12 protein-coding genes and 1 pseudogene are annotated in these 12373 nt (G+C 43.8%); 11 read left to right on the top strand and 2 right to left on the bottom strand.

The genetic code is table 11. The annotated features are described in order from the left end of the window. On the bottom strand, positions 1-1039 hold a 1039-nt coding region (locus tag T357_RS0116015), incomplete at its 3' end, for an IS4 family transposase (RefSeq protein ID WP_044917206.1). Positions 1040-1216: 177 nt separating this feature from the next. Between T357_RS0116015 and T357_RS0116010 the strand changes: the two genes are divergently transcribed. The 9 genes and pseudogenes from T357_RS0116010 (at position 1217) to T357_RS0115970 (ending at position 7763) form a co-directional block, all read left to right on the top strand. Beyond that, the gene (locus T357_RS0116010) at positions 1217-1669 is read left to right on the top strand and encodes a GNAT family N-acetyltransferase (protein WP_049962505.1); all 453 of its coding nucleotides are present in this window, start codon (positions 1217-1219) and stop codon (positions 1667-1669) included. Between the two features lie 38 nt (positions 1670-1707). Continuing rightward, positions 1708-2445, top strand: a complete 738-nt coding sequence (locus T357_RS0116005; RefSeq protein ID WP_330373140.1) for an SDR family NAD(P)-dependent oxidoreductase — start codon at positions 1708-1710, stop codon at positions 2443-2445. Positions 2446-2469: 24 nt separating this feature from the next. Continuing rightward, positions 2470-2991 (top strand): GNAT family N-acetyltransferase, encoded by a 522-nt coding sequence (locus tag T357_RS0116000; protein ID WP_031554794.1) that lies wholly within the window; start codon positions 2470-2472, stop codon positions 2989-2991. A gap of 7 nt (positions 2992-2998) precedes the next feature. Beyond that, positions 2999-3502, top strand: a complete 504-nt coding sequence (locus tag T357_RS0115995) for a GNAT family N-acetyltransferase (protein ID WP_031554793.1) — start codon at positions 2999-3001, stop codon at positions 3500-3502. A gap of 40 nt (positions 3503-3542) precedes the next feature. Further along, positions 3543-3959 (top strand): 2-thiouracil desulfurase family protein, encoded by a 417-nt coding sequence (locus tag T357_RS0115990; protein WP_031554790.1) that lies wholly within the window; start codon positions 3543-3545, stop codon positions 3957-3959. 51 nt (positions 3960-4010) lie between these two features. Then, entirely contained in the window at positions 4011-4817 is an 807-nt protein-coding gene (locus T357_RS0115985; protein WP_031554788.1) for an SDR family oxidoreductase, read from the top strand. Between the two features lie 3 nt (positions 4818-4820). Next, on the top strand, positions 4821-5366 hold the full coding sequence (locus T357_RS0115980; RefSeq protein WP_031554786.1) for a GNAT family N-acetyltransferase: 546 nt from the start codon (positions 4821-4823) through the stop codon (positions 5364-5366). 474 nt (positions 5367-5840) lie between these two features. Beyond that, a pseudogene (locus tag T357_RS19465) lies at positions 5841-6851 on the top strand (asparaginase). Between the two features lie 15 nt (positions 6852-6866). Continuing rightward, positions 6867-7763: a DMT family transporter gene (locus tag T357_RS0115970; RefSeq protein WP_031554783.1), complete on the top strand. Its 897-nt coding sequence runs from the start codon at positions 6867-6869 to the stop codon at positions 7761-7763. Between the two features lie 36 nt (positions 7764-7799). Here the strand turns inward: T357_RS0115970 and T357_RS0115965 are convergent, their stop codons facing one another. After that, positions 7800-8567, bottom strand: coding sequence for an SIMPL domain-containing protein (locus T357_RS0115965; protein WP_031554781.1), 768 nt, complete (start codon positions 8565-8567; stop codon positions 7800-7802). A 99-nt stretch (positions 8568-8666) separates the two neighbouring features. On the opposite strand from T357_RS0115965, the gene T357_RS0115960 reads away from it, so the two are divergent. After that, the gene (locus tag T357_RS0115960) at positions 8667-9233 is read left to right on the top strand and encodes an RNA 2'-phosphotransferase (protein WP_031554780.1); all 567 of its coding nucleotides are present in this window, start codon (positions 8667-8669) and stop codon (positions 9231-9233) included. A gap of 219 nt (positions 9234-9452) precedes the next feature. Continuing rightward, a complete protein-coding gene (locus T357_RS20545) occupies positions 9453-12266 on the top strand; it encodes a BspA family leucine-rich repeat surface protein (protein ID WP_081828224.1) in 2814 nt (937 codons plus the stop codon). Positions 12267-12373: the final 107 nt, after the last annotated feature.

Raw genomic sequence — 12373 nt, 5'->3', positions numbered from 1 at the left:
GCATAATGTTCCAGCGGTATCCGTACCGTTTAATGATTTCTTCTTCCGAAAGCGTCGTATCGGTGCAGATGATGGCAATCCAGTCTTTCTTATTTGCCTTGTTACGGACATAGACAAGTTTTGCCGGTATGCGCTCCAGGATCTTGCCGTACTTTTTCTGTAAGAGATTGACCTCTACAGAAAGAAGATATTTTGAATGGCCTCTACGCTTTTTGCTGCGGGAGAAGATTTCTTTAACGTCGTGCTGCTCACCGTCATACTCATAGTAGACTTTGCCGGATTTTTTCACCATGGCGATGACATCCATATGCAGTCGGTCTTTGATGTCCATGATCCCCTTCGGCGTAGCAAACCAGCTGTCAAAAAGCACATACTTTGCGGTATGGCCGGCAGCAATAGCCTGAGAGAGCATCTGAAGGATCAGTTCCGGGGCCTTCATACATGCCTGCTTCCGGATTTTTCCTGCAAGTGTACGGCCATCGTATTCCTTTGCTTTGGAAATGATCAGTTTCTCATTCCCAGAGGACAGCGGCGCAAAATCGACCGGAACGTTGGAATAGCCATCCGTCCAGAGCAATGTCAGGATGCGATAGCCCAGTTCATATTTCATGCTGACATGGTTGAAGAACCTGCTTACCAGTTCCGTCTTCTTCCCGGATTTCTGGAAAGGTGTATCATCAATGATGAAGAATTCTTCCCGGTCATCGGAAGTAGCAGGCCGCATGAATTCAACTACAAGCTTCTGCGAGAGAACTCGCAGGAACTTGTGCCAATTGATCGAGGCATTATTGCAGAACCGGCGGATTGTATTCTTGGAGAATGGCTCTTTATAAGCACCGACACGCATGGACATGTATGTGCTTAACGGCTGGAACATCAGCGTTACCAGGTAGGCAAACAGCTGGATCACTGAAAAGCCTTTCTGCTTGTAACCATTGCACTGTTTCAGAATATCAGATACCTGATATTTTCGGAGGAAAGAACCGACTTCGTTCGTAGCATCTTGAAGCAATATCTCAGACTGTGATATAGTATTCATAGCGTAGCACTCCTATGTTGTGAATGATTTTGTCAGCAACTTAATTATATCACAGCTGGGTTGTGACTACGCTATTTTATTGTTGGAAACCCACTTAGAATAAGGCTTTCCGGCACTTATTCATGTGGGAAGTATTAGTTAAATGATAGACTCAGCCAGGATGGGTTCCAGATAGGTATGGTTCATCCTTTCTATATTGCTGAGAAGAAGTCGGAAGTTGATACTGCGGATTACGAAATACGTTGGTATCGTGACATTGAGATCGAGCAGTTCAGAGGAGATCCTCGCTTTGATGAAGCTTTTACCTTCTGTGAGACAACACCGGACGTAATAGGAGTTGCAGCTGTTAAGGATGACAAAATACTCGGCATGGCCGGCGCAAGTATGGACAGTCCTGTAATGTGGCAGATCGGAATAAATGTTGATCCTGAAGTAAAAGCAAAAGGGATAGGAAAAATGCTTGTGGCTTTACTAAAGAACGAGATTTTGGGGATGAACAGGCTTCCATATTATGGAACATCTATGTCCCACATTGCTTCACAGAAAGTTGCTCTTGGTTCGGGATTTGTGCCTGCGTGGGCAGAACTTGTTACTGACAGAATCGGATATACGGAGAATAGAAATGGCTGATCTTATATAATTTAGAGAAGTATTGAATGCGAGGTTCTATGAATGTCGAAAAGAAAGCTATGGAGATCGTTATGGGCAATGGTAAAGTAGCTGCAATCACAGGTGGTGCTCACGGGATTGGAAAAGCTATCGCAGAATCGTTTCGGGCTGATGGTGTTACTGTGCACATTATTGATAAAACACCCGGGGACTGGTTTGTGGGTGATGTAGCAGATAAGGAAACATTAGAGAGATTTGCAAAACATGTGATAGAACAGTCCGGACATGTAGATTATCTCATCAATAATGCACTTCCAATCATGAAAGGTATTGATGAATGCAGTTACGAGGACTTTCAATATGCTCTTTCCGTCGGAGTGACTGCTCCGTTTTATCTCACAAAACTTTTGGTGCCTGTATTGTCAGACGGGGCATCCATAATCAATATTTCATCATCACGTGACAGGATGAGCCAGCCTAAAACAGAAAGCTATACTGCGGCAAAGGGCGGGATAGCTGCATTAACACATGCCCTAGCAATCAGCCTTGCAGGAAAAGCCAGAGTGAACAGTATTTCACCGGGATGGATAGATACGACTGATACTGAAATCATAGGAGCAGATGCCTTACAGCAGCCTGTAGGACGAGTAGGAAAGCCGGAAGATATCGCTGAAATGGTGAAGTTCCTATGTTCTGATAAAGCCGGTTTTATCACTGGCGAAAATATCTGCATAGACGGCGGCATGACAAGACAGATGATCTACCATAGCGAGCATGGATGGACATACGACGTTTGAAAATGTTAAAAAGGGGCTTAGATCATGATACGTAAAGCAAAGCAATCGGACCTTGATGCAGTAGTAAATATCTATGATGAGATCCATCAGGCAGAGGAAGAAGGAATCATTTCTGTTGGCTGGATCCGGGGAATATATCCTGTAAAAGAAACGGCGGAGGAGGCTTTGAAAAGAGACGACCTTTTTGTTATTGAACAGGACGGTATTGTTCTTGGCTCCGGTATAATAAATAAAATCCAGGTGGACGTATATAAGAAAACTAAATGGGAGCATGAGGCGGAAGACGATAAAGTATGTGTACTCCACACGCTCACCATATCTCCCATGGCCGGAAAGCAAGGACTGGGGAAAGAGTTTATAAAGTTCTATGAAAACTATGCATTGGAAAACGGCTGCTCGGAACTTCGGATAGATACTAACGAACGAAATAGGGTAGCACGGAAAATGTACAGTAAGCTTGGATATAAAGAGGTTGCCATTATACCCACGGTTTTCAATGGTATACCTGATGTGAATCTTGTTCTATTGGAAAAATATATGGGTTAAAAATATCATGAAGATAAGAAAAGCCGGAAAAGAAGATTTTAACAGGATAATGGAAATATATGCTTATGCCAAAAGATTTATGGCGGAGCACGGAAATCCAAACCAGTGGGGCCCTACTAACTGGCCGCCTGAAGAGCTCATAAAGAAAGATATTGAGAAGGGCCTCAGTTACGTTTGTGAAAATGAGGCAGGAACAGTAGTTGGCGTTTTCTATTTTGATCAAGGAAAAGACATTGAACCAAACTACATAGATATAGAAGACGGTGAGTGGGTCGGAGGTAATGAGTACGGCGTGGTTCACAGGATTGCTTCTGATGGATCCGAAAAAGGCATTGGCGCATTTTGCATAAACTGGGCTTTCAAGAAATGTGGGCATCTTAGGATAGATACACATGGAGATAATGTTGTAATGCAGAATCTTCTAAAGAAGCTTGGCTTCACAAGATGTGGGACGATATATGTTGAAGAAGATGATTATCCGAGAATCGCTTTTGAGAAGATCAGAGATTAACAATTATATTTAAGAATAAAGAGTGAAAAATATTTGAGAAATGAAAATACTTGTAAGTGCCTGTCTTCTTGGGCGGGATTGTAAATACAATGGCGGTAATAACTATAGTGAGAAAGTAGCTGAATACGTAAAAGGGCATGACGTCATTCCTGTGTGTCCTGAAGTTGCGGGAGGGCTTCCTATACCTCGTATTCCCTGTGAGATAGTTGGAGGCACAGTCACAAACAGAAACGGAGAAAGTAAGGACAGGGAATTCAGGGCAGGAGCTGATATCTGCCTTAAGAAGGCACTCGAAGAGAAAGTCGATCTTGCAATCCTTCAGTCTAGAAGTCCCTCATGTGGTGTAAAGCAGATTTATGACGGGAGTTTTACAGGAAAACTCATCCCGGGAAAGGGAGTATTTGCTGAAATGCTTTCAGAAAACGGGATAAAGATTATTGATCTTGAGGATCTTTGAGCATTGCCGAATTATTTTTGGAGCAAAGTTATTGTAAAGGAGTATAGCTGGATGATACTTGTGACAGGGGCAACTGGATTTGTTGGCGGGAAGATAATGGAAGGCTGTAAAGATGTTGTTGCGTCACCATCTTTAAGAGATGCAACGCTCGAAAAGGTTAAGCGGATAATTGACGAGAGTGGTGCGGATGTGATCATTCATACGGCAGCCATATCAGATATTGGAGAGTGTCAGAAGGATCCTGAAGCATCGCATATTGCAAATGTTGAGATACCGATTTTATTGGCAAAGGCATCGGAAGGCAGAAAGCTTATTTGTTTCAGTTCTGACCAGGTATATAGTGGTCTTGATGAAGAAGGTCCATATATAGAGGATATAGTCAAGCCCGGTAATATTTATGCTGAACATAAGCTTGAAATGGAAAACAGAGTCCTTGATATTTGCCCTGATGCAGTAATGCTTCGTGCTGAATGGATGTATGACTATTATACGAAGAGGCCCAATTACTACATGAATATCATTAATGCCAAAAATACTGTTTCCTTCAGCTCTAAACAGTACAGAGGCATCACTTACGTAAAGGAAGTTGCAGAAAATGTTGATAATGTCATCGCACTTCCAGGAGGAGCTTATAACTTTGGCAGTGAGACTGACAGATCCATGTTTGAGATCACAAAAGAATTCGTTGAAAAGCTTGGACTTAATATCAAAGTAGAAGATGGACCGACAAGACATAATCTTTGGATGAATTGCAGTAAGGCAAAGAATCATGGCATCAGATTCAGTGATGTTTCAGATGCACTAATCAGGTGCGCGAAAGACAATGGAAATGAAATATCAGAAAAAAGGAAAGAGTAGCTGATGATTTATAGCAAGAAGATTACGCTAAAAAACGGAAAAGAAGCATTACTCAGAAACGGTGACGAGCCGGACGGTAAAGAAGTCTGTGATGTTTACAATAAGACACATGCTGAAACTGACTTTATGATTGCATATCCCGATGAAAACTGTTTTGATCCTGAACGGGAGTCTAAGTTCCTTTCAGATAAAACCAAGAGCCCTACCGATATAGAGATCGTTGCTATTGTGGATGAGAAAATCGTCGGGACCGGAGGCATTGAAGCAATAGGAACAATACATAAGCTGAGGCACCGTACTGACTTTGGCGTATGTGTACTTGAGGAATATTGGGGGCTGGGAATCGGGAAAGCCATTTCAGAGGCCTGTATAGAATGCGCCAAAAACGCTGGATTTGTACAGATTGAATTAAACGTTGTTTCGGACAATATAAGGGCAGTTGAAATGTACAAGGCTATGGGATTTGTGGAATTTGGACGTAATCCAAGAGGCTTTAATTCGAGGATATGTGGATATCAGGAAGTGATTTCCATGTACAAGATATTATAGAGAAGGCGACTGACCATTATGGTCAGCCGTCTTTATCTTTAAGGTCACAAATTGTTATTTAATCAATGATTTTTTATTACAGAAACAGCTATAATTCCCTGATTCCTTATGATGAACCGTTTCAGAGCCGAATTAATAGATAGAACGTGAAGAAGTAATTGCGGCTATTATGGAGAAACCTCCTGCACAAGAATTTTCAGTTGGATTTAGTGATTCCATGGATTCGTACCTGGTTGGAAGGACCGCAACTTTTGGTGGCATGTATTGCTACATGCATTTCCTTTACATTTGCCCTTTTGCTATGTGCAGTAATTGAAAAATTTGTTCCGCAGTTGTTGGGACAGTTTCCAAGATATCCTAAATAAAACCTCAGTTATGTGAGGGGATACATGATTACGGACAAAAAGCCGCAGACTTATATACAGGTGGTTTTTTAGAATAACTGATAATTACAAAGAAGAATTGGTGATACACATGGCAGAAGTATTAGCTGAAGGAACAAGAGGGACAATAACAGAACTACGACATTTTGGAGATATTGTTGTCTGTAATAGTAGTGGAGAACTTCTGTATACTGTTGGCGATCCGGAGTTTGTTACTTTTTTCAGGTCAACACAAAAACCTTTAATGGGGATAAATCTCTTCCTTTCCGGAGCGGCAAAGAGATGGCATTTTACACAGAAAGAATAAGCCATTATGTGTTCATCTCATTATGGTATGCCCATACATCAGGAAGTCATAATGGGGCTTCTTGATAAGATAGGTATTACACTTTATGATCTTAAAACCGGTAAGCCTTATTCGTTTTATCCTTCATATCGCGAGAAACAGCTAAAGGAAAACCAGGAGATGAAACAGTATAATTCTGACTGCTCGGGCAAACATATTGCTTTTATTGCTGAGTGCATTGCTTTGAATTATCCAATGGAAGGGTACGACAGTCCGGAGCATCCCATACAGAAGGATATTTTAAAACTGATATCAGATATTACGAGGATACCTGAAAGGGATATTGTTGTCGGAAATGATGGATGCGGAGTACCTGTACATGCTGTTCCAATAAAGAATATGGCTATGGCATACGCAAGATTTACTACACCTGAAAATCTGCCGAAGGAGTACAGGGATGGCGCAAAAATCATAGCAGAGTCAATGTGTAATGAACCTGATATGATAGCAGCACCCGGTGATTTCTGCACAGAACTCCTTCGTGTGACAAAAGGAAAGTTTATAGGAAAACTTGGAGCAAATGGACTTTTTCTTGTAGGAGTAAGAGGAAGGGATATGGGAATTGCAGTAAAAATCGAAGATGGTGATGTTTTTACTGCGCTTTATCCTGTTGTGATGAGTACATTAGATCAATTAGGGCTTTTGTCGGATGAAGAAAAATCAGCATTGAAAGATTTTTCAGAAACACCATTATTAAGTGACCACGGAACTGTTGTTGGGAATGTGCGTCCGGTATTCAAGTTGAGGCGTCCATAGTAGGAGAGGTATATCATGCAGGAACCTGTTAATGAGCGGAAATCGGTATTGATGAATATTGTAGCAATGCTGATTTTCGGAACAATTGGGATTTTCAGAAGATATATTCCTGTTTCCTCCGCATTTTTGGCATTCTCGCGGGGGCTTCTTGGTGGATTATTTCTTCTAATCTTTATTATGGTATTCCACAGAACATCTAAGGAGAAATCGGCACTTTCTGCTATAGTTGGTCTTGTTATCTCAGGTGCAGTAATGGGTGTCAACTGGATGCTTCTTTTTGAGGCATATAATCATACAACAGTTGCCGTTGCTACGCTTTGTTATTATATGCAGCCTACAATAGTTGTCTTATTGTCCCCGATCATTTTTAAGGAGAGATTGAAGTTAAAAGAATGCATCTGCGCAATCATAGCTATTTTAGGAATGGTTCTGGTGTCAGGTGTTATCGGCGGTGAAAGACTAGGGACCGGAAATATGTCCGGGATATTATTCGGTCTTGGTGCCGCGGTATTTTATTCTATAGTTATCATCATCAATAAAATAATCAGAGGGATCGAGCCTTATCAAAAGACTGTAATTCAGCTGTTTTCCGCAGGTATGGTCATGATTCCATACATGGTAGTAAAAGGCGGATTCTTCGGGGTAAGACTCGACCTGATTACAATCATACTGCTTTTTATCGTAGGACTTGTTCATACAGGAATTGCATATGTTCTCTATTTCGGAAGCATGGATGGATTGAGAGCGCAGTCGGTTGCCATCCTTAGTTACATCGATCCGGTTTCTGCATTGTTGTTTTCAGCTTTCCTCTTGAAGGAACCGCTAAATATTGCAGGGATCATAGGTGCAATAATGATTATTGGGTCCGCTGTCATTAGTGAGATGCAGATTGGGCTTCCAAGTGGGAAGTAAGTGCCTTTCTCTATTTGGGGAACAAGCTTCGGAGCATCAGCTCATGATATAGGTTACAGTAACATTTGCTGCAATATCGGATTCTCCCGGCATTATGACTGCATCCGAAGCTGCTTCAAGAGAATTCTTCATAACGGATCCGGATCTGTACTGAAGAGAAGTATTCTGATATCCTTCCGAGATGTTTTTTATCTCTACGATCTTCTTACCTGAAGCTTCAGCGAGAGCCTGAGCTTTCGTATCAGCATTAGCAATAGCTTCCTTTAGGGCTTCATTATAAGCATCATCATAGCCGGAGCAGAAGTAGGAGATGTTGTTCATGCTATTGATTCCGGCATCCACGCATTGAGATATAACATTGCCCGCATCCTCTATCTTAATGTCACTCACAGTCAGAGTGGTATCCACTGTATAGCCTGAAATTCGATTTCCGGCCTGGGCATCATAATCATACTGAGGATAGATATTGTAGTTTGATGTATTGATGCTTTTTTCTTCTACGCCAAGCTCCTTGAGTTTTTCAACAACCTTATTGGCATCCTCGCTATTCTTGTCCTGGGCCGTTTTCACGTCTTTGCCTTCAGTGGTTATGGAAAAGGTTATCATAGCCATGTCAGGGACAGCAGTGACCTTGCCGGATGCCGATACAGTGATGGTGTTTTCGGCTGAAACAGAAGATGTGGTGATCTGTGTCTGTAAAGGAATTGAAGGGATCTCATTAGACTGACAGCCAGTAAGTAGTGCCGTTGATGTGATAAGTGTTGCAAGTCCTATACAAAGAGTTATTGTTCTATATTTTCTCATGATGGTCTCCTTTGTTATAATATTTATCGTTCTAATCTTATACACAGGTTTTGTATTAAACAGGTCACAAAAAATTTGAAAAATTAGAAGGTGATCACAATGGACAAGAAAGAAAAAGAATTAAGCAAGTTCCTGAGTCTTATTCTTAGGCATAAACCGGAGGTCATCGGTATAAAGCTTGATGAGCATGGATGGGCAAACGTCCGGGAACTAATTGACGGGATAGGAAAAACACATAGGTTCAGCATGGATATGCTTGAAAAGATAGTAGCGGAAGATGATAAGCAAAGATATTCCTTTAACGAGGATAAGACGCTTATCAGGGCTAATCAGGGGCATTCTATTAACGTGGATGTGGAACTAAAAAAGACCATTCCTCCTGAAATCCTTTGGCACGGTACGGGCGAAAAGTATGTTGAGTCCATACTTGGGAAGGGACTTATCCCTAAATCAAGATTATACGTCCATTTGTCAAAAGACTATGATACGGCGGTCAAAGTAGGAAGCCGACATGGTAAACCTGTAGTATTCAAAGTATATGCCGGAAGAATGGCAGAAGAGGGATATGAGTTTTTTATGTCAGAAAATGGTGTATGGCTGTCTAAGCACGTACCAAAGGAATATATAGAAGTTTATAACCCGTATAGTGGTGAAGGGCTAAAGTAAACTCTATTGAAAGGAGCCCGGATTATGAGCAGTAATGACGATGATGAGTTTTTTGATATGTTTATGCTGGGAATCAACGCAGTCAAAGACAAGAGGCAGCGAGGTGTTTAAAACTACATATTACATTTGAGATAGATAACCGTCGTATGTTGGCGGGGTAAGTATATCCAGTCAATTTCGGCGTTTTAATCAAACAAGGAAGAAGGGGGAGATTATTAGATGAGACTGAAAATAGGGAGGATGCTACTGAGTCTTTTGCTATCGCTGGCGATGATGGTTCAGCCGGCATGGGCGGACGATGCTGTTCCTCAGGACGACGCACAAAGCGAATTCTATGCCGTCTACAACGAGAACGGAGGGATGCTCCACGGCCAGGGATCAGACGCAACGCATATCGTATATGTGCAGCCCCACGAGCTGTACTTCATTTATTCACCTGATGGCGTTCCACGAATCGAGGAAAATGACGAGAGCACATGGAAAGATGCACCGATATGCTGGAAGGTACCAAGCTCGGTAGCCTCGGCCGACGATGTACCTTGGAAAGAGTTTCTGACAGCTGGCGAGGTTAAGTCCGTCAGGTTCGGGGTGTCTGATAGCAATAAAAAGATGGCGCCGCGCAGCATGAACAGCTGGTTCGCAGGTGCGACCGACCTCATGTCATTCAACGACGCGAACCATGTCGACACATCGCACGTCACCGATTTCACCAACACTTTCGCAGGCGTGGCTACGGGCACGATCTCCGGTGACGAGAAAATCAAGCTCTATCTGGACCTGAAGGACTGGGACACCTCGGCTGCCACTTCCATGGACGGTATGTTCGCGGGTGCGAGTGGACTTAAGTCAATTACAATGGGCGATAAGTTTAGCTCCGCGAATCTGCTCTCTGCGAGCCGCATGTTCGAGGGGTGCACATCGCTTTCTGGTTCATTCACCCTCCCGAGCGGCTTCACCCTCGACAAGGCTACTGCGCTAGACGGGCTCTTCTCAGGATGCTCGAACCTAAATGGGGTTATCTTCCCTGCAGGCTTTACCGCTGGAAGCGCGACGACGATCGAAGGACTCTTCTCTGGATGCACAAAACTCACGCGTGTCGATCTAAAAAACTTCGCCCCCGAGTCGTGCACGAATGCTGACGATATGTTCAAGGGTGTCGAGAGTCTTAATGAGTTAAAGCTCGGTGCGAGCTCGTCGCTGGAGGGCGCGGAACAGACACAGATCGCGCTTCCTGACACGCCCAAGTACTGGCGCTTCAGCAATCGCCTTGTGCCCGATGGCGAGAGTGAAGACGCGACTCTGACCTATCCCGTAGGCAGTATCCTGAGCCCGGGAGAGCTGGCAGAGCTTTGGGACAGTGAGACAATGGCTGGCACCTGGGTTGCTTATGATGAATCTCTCAGTAGCAACGTCATCAACTATAAAGTGTTCGACGGTACCGGCATGACCTTAGCACTCATTCAGTGGAGGGAAGACTCCTCGCAAACAATCAACCTTAGCGACGGACGTGGCTTTAACCATGCGCGTGGTATCCACCAGACTGGGTGGACAACTGACGATCCGACCGTGATCGAGCCTGGCATGGCGCATGTCGAACCGACTTTCGCGTTGGGCGCACACGTCACATCCCCTAAAAGCGTGACACTCTATGCGACTTACGACGCCAACGAGTTTACGGTGACCGAGCCAGCACAAGTTACTTTCGATGGGAGCGACCACACCCCTGAGCTCGTGCTCACTGCGTTGGACGGCACGCCAGTCGCCGACGACGAGGTGGACATTGTCTGGACCGATGCTGCTGGAAAGTCCGTGGACGCACTAGTGGAGTGCGGAACCTACACCGCTACAGTAACGCCTCACGCGGACGGATACTTCGCCTACGCCTTGCCAAAGACCGTGCACCTCATTATAAAGAAAAATCAGGAACCCCCGACAGGTCTCACGGCGATCAAGGCATCAAGCAGCACATCAACAGACGGTACGATCAGCGGTGTGACAGATGCCATGGAGTACCAGAAAGATGGAGACATTGTATGGACCTCTGTTGGAAATAACGCGACTGAGATCACTGGCCTGACTGCCGGAACCTACATGGTACGCTATGCTGAAACGGCAGACAAGACCGCAAGTGAAGCTACCTCTGTTGAGGTAGGGATATGGAGTGCAGCTGAAAAGCATAATCATACTTTAGAAAAAGTGGAAGCTGTTGAACCGGGATGTGAGACTGTTGGAAACAAAACATATTACAGATGTATTGATGAAAGCTGTGACAAGTGGTTTGAAGATGAAACTATGATTTCTGAAATAACAGATAAGTCATCATTTATCATCAAAGCAACCGGCCACAAGTGGGGTGCCTATGAGGTCACAAAGAGACCAACCTATGATGAAGAAGGCTTAAAGGTATACACTTGTGAAAATGATTCGTCACATACCAAAGAGGAGACTATTCCAAGGCTTTCAAGCTCAAGCTCAAGTTCAAGTGACAATGATTCCGATGATGATTCAGATGACAGCGGAAGCAGAAGCAGTTCCGGATATTCATCCAAAAGCAGTGCTTCACAGGAACTGGTTGACCGGATCAATAATGTCACATCACGGAACGTACCTGCAGACCATCAGGCAGAGACGGGAGTACCTGCGAGTGATGTAGGCGGAAGATGGGCAAACAGTGCCGATGCTGATACATGGACCTATACAAAGTCAGACGGAACACTTGCAAAGTCAGAGTGGATGAGCCTTGATTACAATGGATTGAGATACTGGTACTACTTTGATGCCTCCGGAAACATGCAGACGAACTGGTTCGACTATAACGGAAAGAAATTCTATTTAATGCCTGATAAGGACGGATGGTGCGGCAGGATGGCTACAGGGTGGAAGAAGATCGACAACAAGTGGTACTATTTCGATATCACACCCGGCGAAACACAGGGTAGCATGTACACGGCAGCCATAACACCGGACGGACACACAGTCGGTGCTGACGGTGCGTGGAACGGCGTTGGTGCGACACCTGTAGGACAGGAGTAAGTAATATACGATGAAAAGAAAAGTGTTAAAAGGTTTTGAAATGCTCGTAGCTGAGGATTGATTCAAAAAATGGTATATGATGTCATTCACACCATAACAATGGATGA

This window comes from Oribacterium sp. FC2011 (assembly GCF_000701645.1).
Lineage (GTDB): Bacteria > Bacillota > Clostridia > Lachnospirales > Lachnospiraceae > Oribacterium.
Note: the sequence above shows the minus strand (reverse complement) of the source record. Positions and strands in the feature narration are given on the sequence as shown.

Bases quoted from the DNA above. Each gene is read 5' to 3' on its own strand.
- T357_RS0116010 (WP_049962505.1), top strand. From the start codon at position 1,217: ATGGTTCATCCTTTCTATATTGCTGAGAAGAAGTCGGAAGTTGATACT.
- T357_RS0116005 (WP_330373140.1), top strand. From the start codon at position 1,708: ATGAATGTCGAAAAGAAAGCTATGGAGATCGTTATGGGCAATGGTAAA.
- T357_RS0116000 (WP_031554794.1), top strand. From the start codon at position 2,470: ATGATACGTAAAGCAAAGCAATCGGACCTTGATGCAGTAGTAAATATC.
- T357_RS0115995 (WP_031554793.1), top strand. From the start codon at position 2,999: ATGAAGATAAGAAAAGCCGGAAAAGAAGATTTTAACAGGATAATGGAA.
- T357_RS0115990 (WP_031554790.1), top strand. From the start codon at position 3,543: ATGAAAATACTTGTAAGTGCCTGTCTTCTTGGGCGGGATTGTAAATAC.
- T357_RS0115985 (WP_031554788.1), top strand. From the start codon at position 4,011: ATGATACTTGTGACAGGGGCAACTGGATTTGTTGGCGGGAAGATAATG.
- T357_RS0115980 (WP_031554786.1), top strand. From the start codon at position 4,821: ATGATTTATAGCAAGAAGATTACGCTAAAAAACGGAAAAGAAGCATTA.
- T357_RS0115970 (WP_031554783.1), top strand. From the start codon at position 6,867: ATGCAGGAACCTGTTAATGAGCGGAAATCGGTATTGATGAATATTGTA.
- T357_RS0115965 (WP_031554781.1), bottom strand. From the start codon at position 8,567: ATGAGAAAATATAGAACAATAACTCTTTGTATAGGACTTGCAACACTT.
- T357_RS0115960 (WP_031554780.1), top strand. From the start codon at position 8,667: ATGGACAAGAAAGAAAAAGAATTAAGCAAGTTCCTGAGTCTTATTCTT.
- T357_RS20545 (WP_081828224.1), top strand. From the start codon at position 9,453: ATGAGACTGAAAATAGGGAGGATGCTACTGAGTCTTTTGCTATCGCTG.